The sequence below is a fragment of the Arthrobacter sp. SPG23 genome, from assembly GCF_000876655.1.
GTDB lineage: Bacteria > Actinomycetota > Actinomycetes > Actinomycetales > Micrococcaceae > Arthrobacter.
In genome coordinates this window covers 1-19,478 of sequence record NZ_JYCN01000004.1, presented here as the reverse complement: position 1 = coordinate 19,478, position 19,478 = coordinate 1, and the positions used below count along the sequence as shown (strand labels likewise).

The window sequence follows — 19,478 nt, the reverse complement described above, 5'->3', positions numbered from 1 at the left end:
CGTAACCGCCCTTCTGAGCCTCCAAAAGGGCGGCTACGGAGCAATCGACCGTGTGGTGCTCTAGGGGAACAGCGGGCGCGGGGCGCTGAACACTTCTTCCATCCGCCAGGCGTCCAGCTGCAGCAGCCGGACTGTGCCGGTGGCGGACAGTCGAACGGTTTCCCCGCCGAGCGTCGGATATGCCCGGGCTGTGAGCGGTTTGCCGTTGGCGAAGATCTCCAGCGCCGAGCGGTCCACCAGCACGCGGAGGTGCAGCCTGCCGCCGGGCATCTGCACCGGCCCGGACTTTTCCTCCGCATCCACCGTCCGGTCCAGGCTGCTGCGCGTGCGGTCCAGGAGCACATAGGACTGCGTAAAGCCGCCGCTGCCCACGTCGCAGCCCACCTCGATGACCGTCTCCTCCGCCCCGGCGGGCACACCGTCAGGGTTCGGGATTCCGTCCGGGTTCTCTGCACCCGAGCCCAGCACACCCAGCCGGAAGACGCTCCCGGGCTCCAGTTCCAGGTCCAGCTCCAGGTCCAGCTGGTTTCCGGACACCCCGGCCAGGACCTCGCCGCCGCCCACCGTGCGGGGGCCGGTCCGGACATGGCCGCGGCGCAGCAGCTCCACCTCCGGCACCGGAGCGAAGGCCAGTTCCCCCTCTGAACCCGGGGTGGCCACCCGCGGCAGGCTCATCACGCCGGACCAGCCGGCTTCCACCGTGGCGGCCTCCGTGCGGCCCTCCTGCAGCCAGCCGAACATGACCCGGCGCCCGGACTGGTCCGCGAAAGACTGCGGGGCGTAGAAGTAGCGGCCGCCGTAGTCCAGCCGGTGGAGTTCCCGGGGTGTGTAGGAATCCCCGGAGTAGCGGCCGGTCCAGTACAGCGGGTGGCGGGTATCGCCGTCGTGCCAGGCCGAAAAGACGAGCACGTCGGCGTCCGGACCGCCGTCGCCGTCCGGTTCCTGGTCACCCAGGGCCCCGGCCCCGGCGCGGAACAGGTCCACGCACTCCCACATGGTGCCCTGCCAGTCCGTGGCCGACGGGTCACCGGACGACGCATCGCCGATGAACAGCGGGCCGATGTAGTCCCAGCGGCGGAGGTCCGCGGATTCGTAGAGGAACGCGGTGCCGCCGCGCCCGCGGATTCCGGATCCCACCAGCTGCCTCCAGCGGGAGCCTTCCCGCCAGACGCAGTGGTCGCGGTAGGCGGTGATGTCCACACCGGCCGGCGGTGCAGGAATCACGGGGTTTTCCGGCGCTTTGGTCCAGCTCAGGAGGTCCGGCGAGCCCACCGCCACACAGGGCAGTTCCCGCTCGCCGTTCCGGCCGGAGTACACCAGGGTGGGCGTCCCGCCGTCGTTCACCAGCACACCGGACCAGCAGCCGTCCGCATCCGGACCACCGGAGGGCTCCAGTGCCACGGGCTGGTCCGTCCAGTTGACCAGGTCCGGGCTGGTGGCATGCCCCCACAGGATGCGGTGGTGGAAAGCGCCCTCCGGGTTGTACTGGTAAAAGAGGTGGTAGGTCCCGTTCCACTGGCCCACGCCGTTGGGGTCGTTGAGCCAGCCGGCGGGCGAGACAAAGTGGAAGCGCGGCCTGAGCGGGTCCGCCTCGGCACGTGCCACGAGTTCGTCCTGCGGAACGGTGGCCAGGGGATGGGTCAGTTCGGTCATGAGGAAGCCTTGTTTTCTGTGCGGGATTCGTCCGTTGGCGGCGTATCCGGGCGCTCGGCGGATTCGAGAGGCTCGGCGGAGAGGGCGTGGCTTGCCGCCGTGGCCGGGGGCCGGTACAGGTGGCAGCGCACCCAGTGTTCATTCGCGGGATCACCCACCCGGTGCCGGACGGGTTCGGTGGCGGAACAGCGCTGCTCCGGGTCGCCGTCGAACGCGCACGACGCCGACTCCATCACCGCAGCGCGCAGCGCCGCCCGTTCGTGGGGATCGTAGGATCCGGTGCGGGCCGGATCCGGCACCGCCGAGACCAGCAGCCGGGTGTACGGGTGGGCGGGGTTGGCCAGCAGGTCCAGCGATTCGCCCTCCTCCACCAGCTCCCCGGCGAACATGACGGCGATCCGGTCCGCCAGGTAGCGTGCGGAGGCGAGGTCGTGGGTGATGTAAAGCATCGAAATGCCCTGCTCATCCCGCAGCTGGCGCATCAGGTTCAGGATGCCGATCCGCACGGAAACGTCCAACATCGACGTGGGTTCGTCAGCGAGGATCACTTCGGGTTCCACCGCGAGCGCCCGGGCGATGGCCACGCGCTGCCGCTGGCCGCCGGAAAGTTCGTGCGGGTAGGAGTTGAGCATGTCCGGGGTGAGGCCCACGGTGGTCATCAGTTCATCCAGGCGGGTGCGCAGCTGGGCAGGTGTCCCGGCTTTGCCGTGCAGGGTCAGCGAGCGGGTCAGGAAATGTTCGATCCGGTGGACCGGGTTGAGCGAGCCGAAGGGGTCCTGGAAGACCATCTGCAGCTGCGACCGGTATTCCCTGGATGCCTGGAAGCGGTCGCGTTTTAGCACGTCCGTGCCATTAAGCAGGATCCGGCCAGCCGTGGGCTTCTCCAGCCGCGCGATGCAGCGGGCCAGGGTGCTCTTGCCGGATCCGGACTCCCCCACCAGGGCCACGATCTCGCCTTTCCTAATGGCGAGGTCTACGCCGCCGAGGGCGCGCACCGCGGCCCGGGAGAAGAGCCCTCCACTGTGGAAGTCCTTTACCAGGCCCTCCACTTCCAGGGCCGGGGCCGCGTCAATGGTCCGGTCCTGCGTCTTAAGTGCCGCCGTTGCCGGCCGGGCTGATACCGGGGTGCTCATGGCTGTGCTCCTTGGAGGGCTGGAAGGGGCGAAACGAAGTGGCCGGGTGAGGCTTCCTCAAGGTCGGCGATGTTGCTGAACTTCACGCCGTCGGCCAGGCCGGTCAGCGGCATCCTGGGCCCGGTGAGCGGGGGGAACGCACCCATGAGGGCCTGGGTGTAGGGGTGCAGCGGCGCGGCATGGATGTCCTTGGCCCTGGCGGTCTCCACGATCCGGCCGCCGTACATCACGGCCATCCGGTGCGAGAGCTCCACCATGAGGGACATGTCGTGCGTGATGAACAGGACGGAGAAGCCCAGTTCACGCTGCAGCTCCTTGATCTGGGCCATGATCTCCTGCTGCACCACCACGTCCAGCGCGGTGGTGGGCTCGTCCAGGATCAGCAGCGAGGGCTTGAGGGCGACGGCCATCGCAATCACCGCGCGCTGCCGCATTCCGCCGGAGAGCTGGTGCGGGTAGGACTTCAGCCGGGCGGGGTCGATCCGGACGAGTTCCAGCAGTCCGGCGGCCCGCCGCAGCGACTCCTTCCGCGTGTAGCCTGCGTGGGTGGTGAAGATATCCACGATCTGATCGCCGATGGTCATCACCGGATTCAGCGAGTTCATGGCGGACTGGAACACCATGGCCACGTCCTGCCAGCGGAACCGGCGCAGCTGCTCAGGGCCCATGGCCAGGACGTCCTGGCCGCCGAAGCGGATGCTGCCGCCGGCGATCTCCGCCGGGTCGCGAAGGAGCCGCATGATGGCGTTGGCGATGGTGGATTTGCCGCAGCCGGATTCGCCGGCCAGGCCGAAGATTTCTCCGGTGCCGATGCTGAAGGACACGCGGTCGACGGCGGTGGTGGAGCGGGTGTCGCCGCGGTACTTCACGGTGAGGTCCGTGATTTCCAGCACCGGTTCGCGGGAACCGAAGGAAGTCTGGGAGACGGTCATGCCGATGCTCGCTTTCCGGTTTTTGCAGGCTTGGTCTTACGGATCTTCCTGACCCGTATTTTCCTCAGCCGAGGGTTTGTGACCTCGTCCACCGCGTAGTTGATCAGCGACAGCGAGAACGCCACCAGCGCGATGCACAGGCCGGAGGGCACGAACACCCACCAGCTGCCCGTGAGGAGGGCGCCTTCGTTGCCGGCCCAGTAGAGGTTGTTGCCCCAGGAGACCGTGCTGACGTCGCCCAGGCCCAGGAACTCGAGGCCTGCCTGCGCACCGATGCCGTAAATGATGCAGGCCAGGAGCGTCCCCATCACGATGGAGGCCATGTTGGGCAGGATTTCGCGGAACATGATCCGCAGCGGCCGCTCGCCGGTGACCACGGCAGCGGCCACGAAATCCTTGGACCGGATCGAGAGTGCCTGTGAGCGCAGCACCCGGGCCGAGCCGGCCCAGCCGGTCACCACCAGGACCAGGATCACTGTGCCCAGTCCCGGCGGCAGGAACGCGGCCAGGATCACCAGGAGCGGAAGCCCCGGCAGGAGCAGGAACACGTTGGTGGTGAGGGAGAGGGCTTCGTCGATGACTCGGCCGAAGTAGGCCGAGGCCAGGCCCACCAGGATGCCGATGAACGTGGACGCGAAGCCCACCGTCAGGCCCACCAGCAGGGAACTGCGGGCCCCGTGGATGGTGAGGGCCAGGACATCCTGGCCCTTGGCCGTGGTGCCCAGCCAGAACTCGGCGTCGGGCTCCTGCGAGGCCATGCCGGTGATCTTGGAGGGGTTGTCCGGGTACAGCACCGGGGCAAGGAGTGCCAGGGCGATGAAGACGAACAGGATGGCCGCGCCCGTCATGGCTTTTTTGTTGGTCAGCAGCCCGTGCAGCAGGCTCCGGTTGGGCCGGCGGACGGAGGCTCCCGGCGGAAGCCCGGCGCCGCCGTCGGGCGTTGCTGCAGTGTTCCCGGCAGGGGCGCCGCCGGCGAGGGTCTCCCCCGCCACAGTGGAGGCGGTGGTTGCGATGGAAGTGGTCATGGTCCGTCCTTCCTAGTTGGCGCGGACGCGCGGGTCGAGGCGGACGTAGAGGATGTCCACCAGGAAGTTGGCCAGCAGCACGGCGGCGGTGATGGTCAGGAAGAGGCCCTGCATGAGCGGGTAGTCGAGCCCCTGCACGGCGTTGAGGAGCTGGTAGCCCACGCCCGGATAGGCGAACACCACCTCGGTCAGCAGCGCACCGCCCACCACGAAGCCCAGGCTCATGCCGAAGCTGGTCACGGACGGCAGCATGGCGTTGCGGGCCGCGTAGCGGAACATGATCCGTCCGGGGCGCAGGCCCTTTGCTTCGGCCATGGTGATGTAGTCCTCGGCGTTGGTGGCGATCATGGTGTTGCGCATGCCCAGCATCCAGCCGCCCACCGAAACCAGCACGATGGTGAGGGCCGGCAGCACCAGGTGCATCCCGACGTCGGACATGAACTCCCAGCTGAAGCTGGGCTCAATGGTGTCGCTGAACGCGTGGCGGATGGGGAACCAGCCCAGCGTGACGCCGAACAGGTACAGCGCGCCCATGGCGAGCCAGAAATACGGGAAGGAGCCGATGAAGATCAGCACGGGAGGGAGCGCGGAGTCGATGGCTCCGCCGCGCCGCCAGGCGGCCAGGATGCCGAGCAGGTTGCCCACGACGGCGGCAATCACCAGCGCGGTCCCGCCCAGCAGGAGGGTCCAGCCCACCTGCGAGGCGATCACTTCCGTGACCGGGGTGGGGAACCGGGAGATGGAGACGCCCATCTGGCCGGTGACCATGTTGTGCAGGTAGTCGACGTATTGCTCCCAGATGGGCCGGTCGTCGACGCCGAGCAGCTTGCGCAGCGCCTCGATCTGTTCGGGCTGCATGCGGTCCTGGGTGCGGGCGAACATGCGGGATACGGGGTCCCCCGGCATAAAGCGCGGGAGCAGGAAGTTCAGAGTGATGGACACCCAGAAGGCGATCAGGTAGAAACCCAGGCGGCGCAGGATAAAGCGCACGGTTTCCCTCCATTCGGGAATTGCAGAGATGGGGCCCCGTTACCGAGGGCCCCAAGCGAGCTTGCGAGTTTGGGGAGGTAATGGGGAGGGGCGCACACCCGGCGCCGGAAACAGCGCCGGGTGTGCGGTCTGGGGCGGCCTCGGAAGGCCGTTAAGCCGGGTCGGAGCCGCCGGTGCCTTACTTGGCCGGTTCCAGCGACGTCAGGACCAGCACCGTGGTGGGGGCGCGGACCGACAGGGTGGCGTACGGGTTTTCCTCCGTCGGCCAGCCGGTAAACCGGGTGTTGTTGTAGGCGCCCCATTCCGGGCCGGCGAACAGCGGGATGGTGGGGGCAACCGCGCTGTACTCCTCCTGGAGCTTGTCCGCGATGTCGTGCTGAGTGTCCTCGTCGGCTGCGGCTGCGAACTCGGTCAGCAGGGCGTCCGCCTTGGGGTCACCGAAGCGGTGGTAGTTCTCGAAGGCCTTTTCCCCCACCGGCTTGACCGTGCTGGTTCCCATGGTTCCCGCGAAATACTTGTACGGGCTGGGATCGTTGGCAGTCCACACGATGCCGGAATCGAAGTCACCGGTCTCGTAGCCTGCCACCACGGCAGCCCAGTCCGGGGAATCGACCTTGGCCGTGACGCCCACCTCGGCGAGGTTCTGTGCGATCACATTGGCCACGGAGAGCCAGTCGGAGGACGCCGCGCCCACGGAGATCTTGAACTCGAAGGGCTTGCCGTCCTTCAGGGTGCGCTTGCCGTCCGCGCCCTTGGGGTAGCCGGCTTTGTCCAGGAGCTTGTTGGCCTCGTCCACGTTGAGCTTGGTCCACTCGCAGTTGTCCTGGACTTCTTTGTTCTTCCAGGTTTCGTAGTTTCCGGACAGCCCTGTGCAATCCGCGGGCTTGGTGTATCCGCTCATGCCGATCTTGGTGACCTGGTCGCGGTCTACGGCCATGCTGAGGGCCTTGCGGACGTCCGTGTCGTTGAACGGGGCCTTGGTGGTGTTGAGCTGCCAGTTGATCATGGAACCCGTGGGCGGGAACCAGTACTTGCGGTGGTCCGGGTCCTTGGAAATGAAGGTCTTCTCGATGTTTGGCATGTACTGCGGAGCCCAGTCCACGTCCCCGTTCGCGGCGGCGAGGTTGGCGCCGTCGTTCCCGGCGAAGGCGAGCATCTTGATGCCGGCGATCTTCTGCTTCTCCGGCTGCCAGTAGTTGGGGTTCTTCTTCAGCACGAAGGACTGGGCCTGGAAGGCGTCCACCTCGGTGTAGGGGCCCGTGCCCACCGGCTTCTCGTTGGCGTCCTTTTCGGGGTCGGCAATCTTGGACCAGACGTGGTCCGGCAGGATGCTCAGCTGGCCGAGATCGAACAGCGCCGGGGACCAGGCGGTCTTGAAGCTGAACTTGACCTGGTTGGTGCCTTCGGCCGTGACGGTGTCCAGGTAGTCGTAGCCGCCCTTGATCTTCTTCTGCAGCGCGAACGTGGTGACCACGTCGGCAGGGACAAGGGGCTGGCCGTCGGACCACTTCACACCGTCGCGGAGGGTGAAGATGATGGATTTGCCGTCCTCCGCGGCCTTCCATTCGCTGGCCAGCCACGGGGTGGTGTCGCCGTTGGCCGGGTTGTAGATGAGCAGGGATTCGTAGATCGCCTGCTGGGTCATGGGTGCCACGGTGGGGGCGAACGGGTTGAAGTTCCGGACGAACGTGCCCATGTCCTCGCGGGGAATGGTCAGCAGGGCGGTTTGGGCCGAGGCGTCAGCCTTCGCGGAGCCGGTGTTGCCCGCGTTGGCGGAGCACCCGGTGAGCACCATGGCGCCCATGGCCAGTCCGGCCGCTGCGATGCGGGCAGACCTCAGGAATCGTGCTTGTGTCATGATGGATATCTCTTTCCTCGTCTTCGCTGGTGAAGGTGAAGGTGTGGTTGGGGTTGCTGTTCAGTAGTTGATTTGCCGTCAGACTGAATAGCGTTCTAGCAGCGGACAGTCGACCATTTGCTGATGTGCAGTGATCGGCTGTCCGGCTGTAAGGCTTGCGAGTGTCTGGACACCCAGCGCACCCATCTCCTCGAAGGGCAACGCAACCGTGGTCAGTTTTGGCCTGAGGTAGGCCGCAATGAGTTCCTGGTTGTCGAAGCCGATCACGGCGATGTCTTGGGGGATGGCGAGCCCGCGCTCCTTGACGGCGTCGTAAGCGCCCATAGCCATCCGGTCGTTGAGGCAGAACAGGGCAGTCGGCCTGCCTGCCCCGGCCTGATATTTATCAAGAATTTCGCAGGCGGCCTCGTAGCCGCCATCCGCCGTCGCGTGTCCCGAGACGACGAGTTCAGGATCAAGTTCCAGCCCTGCTTCGGCGAGTGCTTCGCGGCACCCCTCCAAACGGCCGACTGCGGCGGGAATGTCCGGATCAAGGTTGATGACACCGATTCTGGTGTGGCCGGCTTGCAGTAAACGCTCGACGGCGACGCGGCCCCCGGCGCGCTCGTCCGGGACGATCGAGGGCAGCTTCCCGTCCGCGTCGAAGCAGTTGATGAGGACCGTGGGGACCTCGTAGGCACTTTTCGGAACGTGCACGGCCCGGTGGTACGTGGCCGCGTAGAGAAGTCCTTCCACTCTTTGTTCCAGTAGCTTTTCAACGGCTGCGTCTTCCATGCCCCGGTTTGGTCCTGTTGCATCGGCCTGGTCTGAGGGCGCGATGAGCAGGAACCGGCGGGACAGCCAGGCCTGGTCCTGCGCGCCCTTGATGATGTCGACGGCGAACGGTGCCGTGACGATCTCCGTGACGATGCCGTACCAGTCGCTGCGCTGCGACGCGAGGGCACGGGCGCCGGCGTTAGGACGGTAGCCGAGGGCCTGGACGGCTTCGAGGATGCGGTGCTTGGTTTCTTCCGAGATGCTGGCGTTCTCGCGGTTGCTGAGGACGAAGGACACCGCGGTGCGGGACACCCCGGCCGCCTTGGCCACATCCGCCATGGTGACGCCCCTGTGTACGGGAGCCGCGGGGGACGCCGCGGGGGACGCCGCGGGGGACGGTGCCGGTGCGGGTGCCTGTGTGCTCTTCGCCATTGAATGCTCCGAAAATCCTGCCGAGCTGGCCGCCATGGCCAGCTGAAACCTATTTACTAACGCGCGTTACTTCGAGCGTGTGATTTAGGTTACGCGCGTTACTAGGATGCTGTCAACGACTAATTTTCGACGGCAGGTCCGGTCACGGCAGCTGACAGACCGGCGCCCCTAACCTTGTCCGCGAATCCGAAGGGCTACGGCCATGATCTGCGAACAAAGTTAGGTTTCCGGGCCGAAGGCAGCGCGACTCTTGGGACCACCAGGAAATCCCCCCGAAATGGCCTAATCCCCCACGGCTTACGGGGGGAAACGACCACGTGACGGGGAAAACCGGCGGGCGGGAGTCTCGGGAGGCAGCCGTGCACCTCAGGAGGCGTCGCCGTCCCGGGCATCAGGTCCGTGGACCACCATCACCGGACAATGGGCATGCTCGGCGCAGGCTGAGCTGACCGACCCCAGTAAGAGTCCCGCGAAGCCGCCATGGCCGCGGGATCCGACAACAAGCATCTGGGCGCTGCGGCTTTCCTCGATCAGGACGTAGGCGGCGTGTCCCATGACCGTCCGTCGGGTGAGGCCCTGAGGGGGCTTGTCTCCGAAGGCGGTGGTGAGGGCATCCTCGAGAACGCTCCGGGCGGCCGCTTCCGGGTCCCAGGCCGGCGGCATGGACCAGCCGAATCCCGTGTCCACCGGGAAATGCCAGGCGGCAACGGCGGTAATCGTGGCGTCCAGCGCGGGGGCAATCCGGTCAGCCCAACGCAGCGCCGCGACCGACATCTCGGAACCGTCAACGCCTACGACGATCCGGGGGTTTTCCTGGTTTTCTGAGGGGCCCATGCCTGAGGGTAGCGCCATCCTGGGAACCGGACATCGGGCCGAACGGCTCTACCTTCGAAAATGCGGTCAGACAATAACGTCCGCGGTTAAAGAAGAAAAGCACCAGTTCCGAAGAACTGATGCTTCCCAGTGGTGGCTCCGACCGGCGTCGATCCGGTGACCTTTCGATTTTCAGTCGAACGCTCTACCAACTGAGCTACAGAGCCTAGGTGACATGTCACCTTGACGGCCGGAATTTCTTCTGGCAATCAGAGCGACCCTGACGGGACTTGAACCCGCGACCTCCGCCGTGACAGGGCGGCGCGCTAACCAACTGCGCTACAGGGCCTTGCTATTTTCTTGCTGTCTGCAGTATCGCTACTGCAATTTTTCAAGGCCTTTAGCCTACCAGACTTTTTCATCCGGCTTGACCACTTCCTTGCGTACCCCCAACGGGATTCGAACCCGTGCCGCCGCCGTGAAAGGGCGGTGTCCTAGGCCGCTAGACGATGGGGGCCTGAACTCAATCCGGCTCTATCAGGGCAAAAATAAAGGGCCGAAGCCTTTCGTTTTTGTCCTTTCGAGTTGCTCCGAACTGGACTATAAAAGTGTAGGGCAGACCTTGGGAATATCCAAAATCGGCATTCAGCGGGTGCAAGATGGACAGATGGATGCCGTTGATGCCCTCAATGAGATCGCCTTCTGGCTGGAACGCGAACTGGCCCCGACGTTCAAGGTCCAGGCCTTTCGGAAGGCTGCCGGGATCATCGGGGGCCTGGATCCGGCCGACGTTGCGGCACGGGCACGCAACGGCAGGCTGAAGAGCATGAAGGGAATCGGGGACAGAACCTTCGAGGTGATCCGCCAGGCGGTGGACGGCGGCATCCCTGACTACCTCGAAGGCCTGCGCCAGCGCGGGCAGCAGCCGCTCGCGGAGGGCGGCACGGAACTGCACTCCGCACTCCGCGGGGACCTGCACAGCCACAGCGACTGGTCCGACGGCGGGTCCCCGATCCAGCTGATGGCGGACGCCGCCCGCGCCCTGGGCCGGGAGTACCTCGCCCTGACGGACCACTCCCCCAGCCTCAAGATCGCCAACGGGCTGAGCGCTGAACGCCTCACCGAACAACTCGACATCGTCGCGGGGATTAACGACGACGGCGACGGCAACTTCCGCCTGCTCGCCGGGATTGAGGTGGACATCCTGGAAGACGGGACCCTGGACCAGTCACCGGACCTGCTGGACCGGCTGGACGTTGTGGTGGCGAGCGTCCACTCGAAACTCCGCTCCGACCGGAGCACCATGACAGCCCGAATGCTCGGGGCAATCAGCGATCCGCACATGAACGTCCTCGGCCACTGCACCGGCCGGCTCCTGCAGGGGTCCAGGGGAACACGGCCCCAGTCGGATTTCGATGCCGAACGGGTGTTCGCGGCATGCGCCGAGCAGGGTGTCGCCGTCGAAATCAATTCCCGTCCCGAGCGGCAGGATCCGCCGGATGAACTGATCAAGCTGGCCCTCAGCGTCGGCTGCCTCTTCAGCATTGACAGCGATGCCCACGCGCCGGGCCAGCTGGATTTCCTGCAGTACGGCGCAGCGCGTGCGGCCTCGAACGGCGTGCCGGCCGAGCGGATCGTCAACACCTGGCCGCTGGAACGACTCCTGGAGTGGTCCGGAGGCGGAAAGTAGCAGCCGGGAAGTGGCTGGCGGCTCCTTCAACCGTCCGTTCCGGAGGCCTACCGGCCCGCCGGACGTGCCCGCTCAACGTCATGGGCGGCGTCGTCGTTTCCGCGGCGGTGCAGGCCCGCCACCACGCCGTCGATATCGGCCTCAGGCCGGTTCTGGCTCAGCTTGAGCTTCCCTTCCACACGGGTGATGAGCAGTTCGACGCCGACAATCGCCCTTAGCTGGCCGGCAATGAATCGCTCCGGGGCATCGTCCACGGACCATGGCCGGTCGAAGGGCGCTTCATGCAGTTCCGTCAGGCGGCGGACCATGGCGCCGAGCCATTCGGAGTCGTCGTGGATGACCAGGTTTCCATACACGTGCGCCGTCGAGTAGTTCCAGGTGGGCACAACCCGCCCGTGTTCGGCCTTCGAGGCGTACCAGGACGGGGAAACGTAGGCGTCCGCGCCCTGGACGATCACCAATGACTCGCCCAGGGCAGGCTCAGACCACTGCGGGTTGTTGCGGGCCACGTGCCCCAGCAGCGCGCCATGCTCACCGACCGACGGGTCGTACACGAAGGGAAGCAACGTGGCCAGCATTCCCTGGGCCGTGGAGGTCACCAGGTTGGCGGCGCCAGGGCGGGACAGGAGCTGACGGAGCGAGCCTGCATCGGCTGCGAAATGCGCGGGGACGTACATGGTGGTTCCTTAGGTTTGAAAGTCCGGGAGGGCAGGCAGGCGGGTGGAGCGGGCGGAACTCAGCTGACCAGGAGTATGGCCATCGTAAACATGACGGCGGCGATGACGGCATCGAGGATGCGCCACGCGCTCCGGCGCCGGAAGACCGGAGCGAGGAACCGTGCGCCGACACCCAGGGCCGTGAACCAGGCGATGCTGGCCACGCCTGCGCCGGCGGCGAACCACCACCGGCCGTCGGGCCCGTGCGCACTGGCCAGGGATCCGAGCAGCAGCACGGTGTCCAGGTAGACGTGCGGGTTCAGCCACGTAAACGCCAGGCCCGTCCCCAGGACGGCCGCCCAGCTGACAGCACGCGCCGGCCCGAGCTGTCCGAGTGCCTGACCGCGAATGGCCCGCCAGGCGGCAAGGGCGCCATAGCCCGCCAGGAAAGCGGCCCCCGCCCAGCGCACCACCTCGAGCACCGCCGGCGCCCGCTCAATGACGACGCCGATGCCGGCCACTCCAAGCAGGATCAGCACCAGGTCCGAGACTGCGCAGACCGCGATAACGAGGGCCACATGCGAGCGCTGGAGGCCCTGGCGGAGGACGAAGGCATTCTGGGCGCCGATGGCGACTATGAGGGACAGGCCGCTGGCCAGGCCTGAAAGCACGGGAATGATCACGCTTTCAACGGTAAGAGCCGCACTCACATGAAACCAGTTAAAGATTCTGTGACTAGATAAGATGAGCTAATGATCGACATCCATCCTGACCAGGCCCGGACACTCGCGGCCATCGTTGCGCAGGGAAGTTTCGATGCCGCCGCCAGCCACCTTTCCGTCACGGCCTCCGCCGTCAGCCAGCGCATCCGTGCCCTCGAAGTCGCCGTCGGCCGTCCCGTGCTGAGAAGGACGAGGCCTATCGAGCTCACCGAGTCCGGCCAGGCCGTGGTGCGGTTCGCCCGCCAGCTCGAAATGCTTTCGGCGGACCTCGCCGATGAACTGCAGCCGGGGAACCCGCACCCGGACACCCGCCTTACACTGGTGATCAACAGCGACTCCCTCCACACCTGGGCGCTGGCCGGGCTGGCCGCGGTGGCCGGGACGGTGCAGCTGGAAATCCTGCGCGAGGACCAGGACTACTCGCTGGAACTCCTCCGCAGCGGAGCAGCGGCGGCGGCCATCACGGCCACCGCAAAACCGGCCCCGGGCTGCACTTCGCGCCGGCTGGGCGTCATGCGTTACCTGCCGGTCTGCACTCCGGCCTTCGCCGGGCAGTGGTTCGATGCCGGCGCGACTGCGGAGTCGCTGTCCAGGGCCCCTGTCATCATCTTCGACCGCAAGGACGACCTGCAGGACCGCTACCTGCGGCGGTTCAGGCGCAAGGCCCTGCAACCGCCGCGCCACTACGTGCCGGCCGCCCACGAGTTCGGCGAGGCAATCCGGCTGGGCATGGGGTGGGGCCTGCTTCCCGAGCTCGAAATCGGCGACGACCTCGATCAGGGGACACTGCAGAGGCTGGCACCCAAGTCCTTCGTAGACGTTCCGCTGCACTGGCAGCAGTGGCGTTATGGTTCGGCCGTGCTGGACGGCGTTGCCGCCGCCGTCCAGGACGCTGCGCGCGTGCTGAGGTGAGGGATACCAACAGGAGAGCACCCAAAGCCGGGGCAGGAGGCTAGCACTGGCAAACCATCAGCGCATTGCCGTCAGGATCCCGGAAATTAAACCATTGCCCGTGCTGGATGTCCGCCGGATCGGCGCCAAGCTCAACCGCAAAGGCGTGCGCTGCCTGGACGTCCTGGGTGTCGAGATGGAAGGCGGGCACCTTGAACACGACGTCCTGCGCATAGATCCTGCTGTCCAGGACGAGTCCCGTGCCCTCGACCGGCAGCACATAGAGGTGGCCAAAGAGGATCTCGCCGTCGGCCGGTACCCCCAGCAGCCGGCAGTACCAGTCCCTGGCCGCCTCCACGTCGCTGACCGGGACGAAGACGGTGCCAATTCTGGGCGTAATCGGATTCATGGGGGCTCCTTCCCATCCCATGACCCGGCAGCCAGGGGATAGTGGGTTTCGACGGGGTGGCTCGAGTCTAGATCGCGCTAGTCCGTACACGGTGTCACTGCGCCGGGAGACTTTGGCAGGATCTCGACTAGACGTGGCCGATTTCCGCCAGCCCCATAGCTGCCGCAAGGGCTAGATTGGCAGCATGGCTACCACCGCCGAATCCGGCCCCACGCCGCCCGCAGGCCCCCACGAAGGGTCTCCGCACGCCGCACCTTCACCCGCCCCGCACCTGTCGAAGGGCAACGCGCCCGCGCCGCGGCACTCACCCGGCCGGGCGCCGGTCACCAAACTGGGCGTCGCCGCCGTCGTCGTCACCGTGGTCCTGTGGGCCTCCGCCTTCGTGGGCATCCGCGCCGTGGGACCAAGCTTCTCCCCCGGTTCCCTGACTCTGGGACGGCTGGCGATTGCCGCCGTCGTACTCGGCCTGGTGGTGCTGCCCAAGCTGCGGATGCTGCCCAAGGGCCGGGAGTGGTGGCCCATCCTGGCGTACGGCGTCATGTGGTTCGGCGGCTACAACGTGGCCCTCAACGCCGCTGAGCACCTGCTGGACGCCGGCACTGCTGCCCTGCTGATCAACGTCAACCCCATCCTGGTGGCGGTCATGGCGGGCATTCTGCTCAAGGAAGGTTTCCCCCGCTGGCTGATCATCGGGAGCCTGATTGCGTTCGCCGGCGTCGCGGTGATCGCGCTCAGTTCGGGCCAGCGTTCGACGGCGGATGTGGCCGGCGTGCTGCTCTGCCTCCTGGCCGCTGTGCTCGCCGCCGTCAGTGTGATTGTCCAGAAGCCGGTTCTGCGGAAGTTCCCCGCTGCACAGGCCACCTGGTTCGGCATCATGGTGGGTGCAGTCTGCTGCCTGCCGTTCAGCGGCCAACTGGTGGGCGAGCTGCAGCAGGCTCCGTTGCCGGCCACCCTGGGGCTGGTGTACCTGGGGATCTTCCCGACGGCGATTGCGTTCACCACCTGGGCGTACGCGCTGTCCCTCATCGACGCCGGGAAGCTGGCCGCCACGACGTATCTGGTACCTGGAACCACCATCCTCATCTCCTGGGTGGTGCTCGGCGAAGTGCCCACCGTGTGGGGTCTTGTGGGCGGCGTGATCTGCCTGGTGGGAGTGGGGCTGACGCGGCGCAAATCCCGCTAGAGTCTTGATATGCCCGCCAACCTGCCGCCCGGCCTGCCGATCGTCCCGGACGGGGCGGAGAATGACGAGCCGTTCCCCATGACCGAGGAAGATTTCGAGTCGGCCGTCAGCGACGCCCTGGAGCGCATCCCGCCGGAAGTGGCGCGGGCCATGGACAACGTTGCCGTGTTCATCGAGGACGACTACGTCCCGCAACCCGGCGAAGACCCCGACACCGTGCTGCTGGGACTCTACGAAGGCGTTCCGCTGACCGAGCGGGACTCCTGGTGGGACGCCGGATCACTCCCTGACCGCATCACCATCTACCGCGAGCCCATCCTGGAAATCTGTTCCTCCCGCGAAGAGGTCATCCAGGAGGTGGCCGTCACCGTGACGCATGAGATTGCCCACCACTTTGGCATTAGCGACGAACGGCTGCACGAACTCGGCTGGGACTAGCTAGCCTTGTAGGCATGGGACACGACCACAGCCACTCTCACGGCATCTCTGCCACTGGCACGGGCACTGCCAAGCACCGCAAGCGCCTGATTGCCGTTCTCGGCATCACCCTGGCAGTGGTCCTGATCCAGATCGTCGGCGCCGTCATTTCCGGTTCGCTGGCCCTGCTCGCCGACGCCGGGCACATGCTGTCCGACGCCGCCGGCGTCTTCATCGCCCTGCTGGCCGCCTGGATTGCCGCCCGGCCGGCGAGCGACCAGCGGACCTACGGGTACCAGCGCGCCGAGGTCCTGGCCGCCCTGGCCAACGCCCTGGTGCTGATCGTCATTTCCGTGGTGATTTTCACCGAAGCCATCCGGCGGATCGGTTCGGCTCCCGAGGTCCAGACCGACGTGATGCTCTACGCCGCCGTCCTGGGTGCCGTGGCCAACCTGGTGTCCCTGCTGATCCTGCGTGGCGCCCAGAAGGAAAGCCTCAACGTGCGTGGCGCCTACCTTGAGGTGCTCGGCGACCTGCTGGGATCGTTCGCTGTCATAGCCGCAGCAGTGGTGATCATGTTCACCGGTTTCCAGGCGGCGGACACCATTGCCTCCATGGTGATCGCGCTGATGATCCTGCCCCGGGCATGGCACCTGCTCCGCGACGTGGTGGATGTTCTGCTGGAAGCCACCCCCAAGGGTGTTGAAGTGCAGATGATCCGCGAGCACATCCTGTCCGTGCAGGGTGTGGTGTCCGTGCACGATATCCACATCTGGACTATCACCTCCGGCGTGCCGGTCTTCTCGGCCCACGTGGTGGTGGAGGATGCCGTTCTCAGCGCTCGCGGGGCAGACCAGGTACTGGACAAGCTCGCCACCTGCTTGGGCTCACACTTCGACACGGAACACTGCACGTTCCAGCTGGAGCCCGAGAGCCACTCCGAACACGAGGCCCACCAGCACGCCTGAGCGGTTCCGGCCTCCGGGGCTAGCGCGGCATGGGCCTGTCCGGGTTGGTGAGGCGGTACAGGAACGCAGCCGTGGCCTCGCGCAAAACGGGTGTGCTTGGGCGGAAGGTCCCGTCGCCATAACCGTTGGTTATTCCTGCGGCTGCGGCCCAGCTGATTTCCCGGTGGAAGGCGTCGCCGGGACGGACGTCGCTAAACGGGGCGGTCGCCGGCGCGGCATAGGCCGGCGCTCCGGCCTGCGTAGTGGCGTATCGGTAAAGGAAAGCAGCCATGGCTTCCCGTGTCACCGGCGTGCCGGGGCGGAAGGTGCCATCGTCGTAGCCCGTGGTGATCCGTTGGGAGGCCAGCCAGGTGATCTCCTTGTAGAAGCGGTCCCCGGGGGCCAGATCCCTGAACGGTGAGACTGCTGGTGGAACAAACCAGGACGGCGATCCCGCCAGACGATAGAAGAAGGCGGCCGCCGCGTCCCGCTGAACCGGCTCCAGCTGCCGGAACGAGCCGTCAGGGAAGCCGGTGCTGATACGGGAGTTCCCGAGCCAACTAATCTCGTGGAAGAACGGGGCGCCCACGGGTACGTCGGTGAATGCCTGCCAACCGTTTTCTACCAGGTCCACCCGGGAGACTCCCGAACCCTTGTGGACGACCCAGAGGGCGGAGCCATCCCGGTTAATGACGATGCCTTGGGGTGAGCGCCCCACCGGGAAAGCGGCAGTGACAGTTTCCGTGGCCACGTTCAGTACCAGGACACGGCCCGCTTCGCTGCCGTCGACCACGTAAGCTGTGTTTCCGTCCAGGCCAAATGCAACGGCGCTAGGTGCGCCGGTGAGCGGGATCGTGTGCGACGCCATGGTGGCGGTGTCGACAATCCCCAGAGTGCCCGGGTACACGCATCCGGTGATGTAAAGCCGCGATCCGGACGGGTTCAAGGTCAAATCAGAATTAGCCGTGCAGCCAGTTTCAATTACTTTCACCACCCTCCGCTCCGCGACAGAAACCACGTTAATTCCGCCGGCATACGAATCACCGACGTAGAGCGTGCCGCCGTCAGGGCTCACCGCGACCCGACCGCCTGGCTGGCCGGGAACCGGGACCTTGGCGGTAATCGCATTCGAGGCGGTGTCGATGAACGTCACATTGCGGCCCTCGTACATGGCACCGAAGAGCGTGCGCCCGTCCGGTGAGAGCGTCAGGCGCCCGCCGCCACGGTCGGTTTCGATGCTCGCCGTCACGGTGTTGGTCCGGGTGTCGACCACTTGAACGATGCCGGGTCCAGTGCCTTGGTTGCGGGGGTTCTGGGTATTGCCGCTGTTGGCAATGTAGAGCCGGGTGCCGTCCTCGCTGAGCACAACGCCGAGGGTGCCCATCGCGCCCGGAATGGTGGCCTCGACAGCGCCCGTGGCTGCATCTTGGACGGTGACATTTCCCGGGTTCATATATAGAAGATGGGGAACGTAGATCTTCGAGCCAGCCGAATCAACCGCCAGGGACGGCGTGAACCGGCTATTCCCGGCGGGCGGGAACGTTGCAGAAACCCAGTACCCGTCCGGCGAGGCTGTCAGCGGGCCCGGCACGCCCACCACCATCAGGGTCACGGCAAGAAGCGCCGCGGCACACAACCTTCCCCGCAGCGGGCGCCTACCCCGGCGCGCAAAATGCCCACAACGACTCTGTTGCACGAGATATCCCCCTGCCCGAAACTGTCCAGGCCCCCAGTCCTGTTCAGGCTAGGTCCGGCCTTCATCTGACCGCTAGCGTGGCGACTACCTGTTAAGGCCTCCTTTTCCCGACACGCCACATACCAAAGTGACGAAATCACATGATTGTTGTTTATGTTATTGATGTGACCAGTGTTGCCAAAGTTGCAACTGGCCACGTAGCCTCGTGTGTGCTGGGTCTCCGCAGCGGGGTATTCACCTGTGACAATCACCTGTGAAATCGAATGTCCTCGCTCTTTCCAGCCCAACTCTTGCGAGGTTACTTGATGGGTTTCACCGGATCCGGCCGCAAAGCGGCTGTGCTGAGCACCGCCGTCGTACTCCTCGGATCCCTTGCCCTGCCCGCCGGGGCCGCGCCGCTTCCGCGGGCCGCAGTGCCCGCCGTGAGCGTTCCGGCGTCACCGGAGATCCCCTCCCCCGAAGAGATCGCAGCAGCCAAAGCCAGTGAAAGCGCGACGGCGGACCAGGTCGCCCGGATCGACCGCATCCTGGCGGACGCGTCTGCCGCACAGGAAGCAAGCTTTGCCGCCGCCATGCAGGCCAACAACGCCTACGGCGACGCCCTGGTCACGCTCGATATCCGGCGGGATGCGGCCACGCTCGCCTCGGCCAAGGCCGCATCCGCCGAGGCTGAACAAGCGAAGACCCGCAAGCAGGTAGGGCAACTGGCCGGGGACCTGTACCGCAATGGCGGCCTCAACCCCGCACTGAGCACATTTGTCAGTGGAAACGGCGAAGTGCTGAAACAGGCTGCCACCCTCGAAGCCATTTCCGCGAGCCGCGGCCGGGCCTTTGAGGCAGCCGAGAACGCCGCCTCTGCCGCTAAGTCCCTGACCGCCGCCGCGGAGGACGCCAACCGCGCCGCCGATGACGCGGCCCGGTCGGCCGAAGACCGCAAGGCTGAGGCCGAGCGCGCCAACGCTGCCCAGGCGAAGGCGGTGTCCGAGGCGAAGTCCCAACGGACGGTGCTGGTGGACCAGTTGGCAAACCTCAAGAACACTACGGTGGCGCTGGAATCCGCCAGGGTTGACGCGTTGGACCGCCAACGCGCCCAGGAACGCTTGGCGGCCGTTACCGCGGCCGCGGCTTCCCAGGGAACGGCCCAGGGCGGCGCCGCTGCACAGAACAGGCCCGCTGCTCCGGCCCCGGCCGCACCTGCAGCCCCCGCCGGTCCGGCGCCAGCCGCCCCTGCCCCGTCACCTGTGAGTCCGGCACCGCCCGCTCCCGCCCCGCCTG

18 protein-coding genes and 3 tRNA genes are annotated in these 19,478 nt (G+C 66.3%); 6 read left to right on the top strand and 15 right to left on the bottom strand.

Annotated features, from left to right (window positions below; translation table 11 throughout):
* Positions 1 to 60: 60 nt before the first annotated feature.
* From TV39_RS01790 to TV39_RS01740, 11 genes are all read right to left on the bottom strand, one after another.
* A complete protein-coding gene (locus TV39_RS01790) occupies positions 61 to 1,653 on the bottom strand; it encodes a glycoside hydrolase family 32 protein (RefSeq protein ID WP_043477510.1) in 1,593 nt (530 codons plus the stop codon).
* Positions 1,650 to 2,786 (bottom strand): ATP-binding cassette domain-containing protein, encoded by a 1,137-nt coding sequence (locus TV39_RS01785; protein ID WP_082049406.1) that lies wholly within the window; start codon positions 2,784 to 2,786, stop codon positions 1,650 to 1,652. Before TV39_RS01785 ends, TV39_RS01790 begins: the two co-directional genes overlap by 4 nt.
* Positions 2,783 to 3,718 (bottom strand): ABC transporter ATP-binding protein, encoded by a 936-nt coding sequence (locus tag TV39_RS01780; protein ID WP_043477507.1) that lies wholly within the window; start codon positions 3,716 to 3,718, stop codon positions 2,783 to 2,785. Before TV39_RS01780 ends, TV39_RS01785 begins: the two co-directional genes overlap by 4 nt.
* Entirely contained in the window at positions 3,715 to 4,743 is a 1,029-nt protein-coding gene (locus tag TV39_RS01775) for an ABC transporter permease (RefSeq protein ID WP_144406277.1), read from the bottom strand. The genes TV39_RS01780 and TV39_RS01775 overlap by 4 nt, the downstream gene beginning before the upstream one ends.
* Positions 4,744 to 4,755: 12 nt before the next feature.
* Complete coding sequence (locus TV39_RS01770) at positions 4,756 to 5,733, bottom strand: ABC transporter permease (protein ID WP_043477504.1); 978 nt, start codon at positions 5,731 to 5,733, stop codon at positions 4,756 to 4,758.
* A 178-nt stretch (positions 5,734 to 5,911) separates the two neighbouring features.
* Complete coding sequence (locus TV39_RS01765; protein ID WP_043477501.1) at positions 5,912 to 7,591, bottom strand: ABC transporter substrate-binding protein; 1,680 nt, start codon at positions 7,589 to 7,591, stop codon at positions 5,912 to 5,914.
* Between the two features lie 78 nt (positions 7,592 to 7,669).
* Positions 7,670 to 8,686 carry a LacI family DNA-binding transcriptional regulator gene (locus tag TV39_RS01760; protein ID WP_144406286.1) on the bottom strand — a complete coding sequence of 339 codons (1,017 nt, stop codon included), beginning with the start codon at positions 8,684 to 8,686 and terminating at the stop codon, positions 7,670 to 7,672.
* A gap of 459 nt (positions 8,687 to 9,145) precedes the next feature.
* Complete coding sequence (locus tag TV39_RS01755; protein WP_043477495.1) at positions 9,146 to 9,613, bottom strand: universal stress protein; 468 nt, start codon at positions 9,611 to 9,613, stop codon at positions 9,146 to 9,148.
* A 130-nt stretch (positions 9,614 to 9,743) separates the two neighbouring features.
* Positions 9,744 to 9,819 (bottom strand) — tRNA-Phe (locus TV39_RS01750).
* A 48-nt stretch (positions 9,820 to 9,867) separates the two neighbouring features.
* Positions 9,868 to 9,941 (bottom strand) — tRNA-Asp (locus TV39_RS01745).
* Positions 9,942 to 10,036: 95 nt separating this feature from the next.
* Positions 10,037 to 10,109, bottom strand: a tRNA-Glu gene (locus tag TV39_RS01740).
* A gap of 150 nt (positions 10,110 to 10,259) precedes the next feature.
* Here TV39_RS01740 and TV39_RS01735 point away from each other — a divergent pair.
* Positions 10,260 to 11,282, top strand: coding sequence for a PHP domain-containing protein (locus TV39_RS01735; RefSeq protein WP_043477492.1), 1,023 nt, complete (start codon positions 10,260 to 10,262; stop codon positions 11,280 to 11,282).
* A 47-nt stretch (positions 11,283 to 11,329) separates the two neighbouring features.
* On the opposite strand, the gene TV39_RS01730 is transcribed toward TV39_RS01735, so the two are convergent.
* A complete protein-coding gene (locus tag TV39_RS01730; protein ID WP_043477489.1) occupies positions 11,330 to 11,959 on the bottom strand; it encodes an FMN-binding negative transcriptional regulator in 630 nt (209 codons plus the stop codon).
* 59 nt (positions 11,960 to 12,018) lie between these two features.
* Entirely contained in the window at positions 12,019 to 12,621 is a 603-nt protein-coding gene (locus tag TV39_RS01725; RefSeq protein ID WP_043477911.1) for a LysE/ArgO family amino acid transporter, read from the bottom strand.
* 69 nt (positions 12,622 to 12,690) lie between these two features.
* On the opposite strand from TV39_RS01725, the gene TV39_RS01720 reads away from it, so the two are divergent.
* The gene (locus TV39_RS01720; protein ID WP_043477486.1) at positions 12,691 to 13,572 is read left to right on the top strand and encodes an ArgP/LysG family DNA-binding transcriptional regulator; all 882 of its coding nucleotides are present in this window, start codon (positions 12,691 to 12,693) and stop codon (positions 13,570 to 13,572) included.
* Between the two features lie 40 nt (positions 13,573 to 13,612).
* Here the strand turns inward: TV39_RS01720 and TV39_RS01715 are convergent, their stop codons facing one another.
* Positions 13,613 to 13,960: a VOC family protein gene (locus tag TV39_RS01715; RefSeq protein WP_043477483.1), complete on the bottom strand. Its 348-nt coding sequence runs from the start codon at positions 13,958 to 13,960 to the stop codon at positions 13,613 to 13,615.
* A 184-nt stretch (positions 13,961 to 14,144) separates the two neighbouring features.
* Between TV39_RS01715 and TV39_RS01710 the strand changes: the two genes are divergently transcribed.
* Genes TV39_RS01710 through TV39_RS01700 form a run of 3 tightly spaced genes read left to right on the top strand, consistent with a single transcriptional unit; the run spans position 14,145 to position 16,528 of the window.
* Positions 14,145 to 15,143: a DMT family transporter gene (locus TV39_RS01710; RefSeq protein ID WP_144406276.1), complete on the top strand. Its 999-nt coding sequence runs from the start codon at positions 14,145 to 14,147 to the stop codon at positions 15,141 to 15,143.
* 9 nt (positions 15,144 to 15,152) lie between these two features.
* On the top strand, positions 15,153 to 15,581 hold the full coding sequence (locus tag TV39_RS01705) for a metallopeptidase family protein (protein ID WP_043477480.1): 429 nt from the start codon (positions 15,153 to 15,155) through the stop codon (positions 15,579 to 15,581).
* A 14-nt stretch (positions 15,582 to 15,595) separates the two neighbouring features.
* Positions 15,596 to 16,528, top strand: coding sequence for a cation diffusion facilitator family transporter (locus TV39_RS01700; protein ID WP_043477477.1), 933 nt, complete (start codon positions 15,596 to 15,598; stop codon positions 16,526 to 16,528).
* A 19-nt stretch (positions 16,529 to 16,547) separates the two neighbouring features.
* Here TV39_RS01700 and TV39_RS21275 read toward each other — a convergent pair whose 3' ends face one another.
* Positions 16,548 to 18,110, bottom strand: coding sequence for an S-layer homology domain-containing protein (locus TV39_RS21275; protein ID WP_235347255.1), 1,563 nt, complete (start codon positions 18,108 to 18,110; stop codon positions 16,548 to 16,550).
* A gap of 398 nt (positions 18,111 to 18,508) precedes the next feature.
* Between TV39_RS21275 and TV39_RS01690 the strand changes: the two genes are divergently transcribed.
* The coding region (locus TV39_RS01690; RefSeq protein WP_043477474.1) for a hypothetical protein at positions 18,509 to 19,478 on the top strand (970 nt) is incomplete at its 3' end.

Bases quoted from the DNA above. Each gene is read 5' to 3' on its own strand.
- TV39_RS01790 (WP_043477510.1), bottom strand. From the start codon at position 1,653: ATGACCGAACTGACCCATCCCCTGGCCACCGTTCCGCAGGACGAACTC.
- TV39_RS01785 (WP_082049406.1), bottom strand. From the start codon at position 2,786: ATGAGCACCCCGGTATCAGCCCGGCCGGCAACGGCGGCACTTAAGACG.
- TV39_RS01780 (WP_043477507.1), bottom strand. From the start codon at position 3,718: ATGACCGTCTCCCAGACTTCCTTCGGTTCCCGCGAACCGGTGCTGGAA.
- TV39_RS01775 (WP_144406277.1), bottom strand. From the start codon at position 4,743: ATGACCACTTCCATCGCAACCACCGCCTCCACTGTGGCGGGGGAGACC.
- TV39_RS01765 (WP_043477501.1), bottom strand. From the start codon at position 7,591: ATGACACAAGCACGATTCCTGAGGTCTGCCCGCATCGCAGCGGCCGGA.
- TV39_RS01760 (WP_144406286.1), bottom strand. From the start codon at position 8,686: ATGGCGGATGTGGCCAAGGCGGCCGGGGTGTCCCGCACCGCGGTGTCC.
- TV39_RS01755 (WP_043477495.1), bottom strand. From the start codon at position 9,613: ATGGGCCCCTCAGAAAACCAGGAAAACCCCCGGATCGTCGTAGGCGTT.
- TV39_RS01735 (WP_043477492.1), top strand. From the start codon at position 10,260: ATGGATGCCGTTGATGCCCTCAATGAGATCGCCTTCTGGCTGGAACGC.
- TV39_RS01730 (WP_043477489.1), bottom strand. From the start codon at position 11,959: ATGTACGTCCCCGCGCATTTCGCAGCCGATGCAGGCTCGCTCCGTCAG.
- TV39_RS01720 (WP_043477486.1), top strand. From the start codon at position 12,691: ATGATCGACATCCATCCTGACCAGGCCCGGACACTCGCGGCCATCGTT.
- TV39_RS01715 (WP_043477483.1), bottom strand. From the start codon at position 13,960: ATGAATCCGATTACGCCCAGAATTGGCACCGTCTTCGTCCCGGTCAGC.
- TV39_RS01710 (WP_144406276.1), top strand. From the start codon at position 14,145: ATGGCTACCACCGCCGAATCCGGCCCCACGCCGCCCGCAGGCCCCCAC.
- TV39_RS01705 (WP_043477480.1), top strand. From the start codon at position 15,153: ATGCCCGCCAACCTGCCGCCCGGCCTGCCGATCGTCCCGGACGGGGCG.
- TV39_RS01700 (WP_043477477.1), top strand. From the start codon at position 15,596: ATGGGACACGACCACAGCCACTCTCACGGCATCTCTGCCACTGGCACG.
- TV39_RS21275 (WP_235347255.1), bottom strand. From the start codon at position 18,110: ATGGTGGTGGGCGTGCCGGGCCCGCTGACAGCCTCGCCGGACGGGTAC.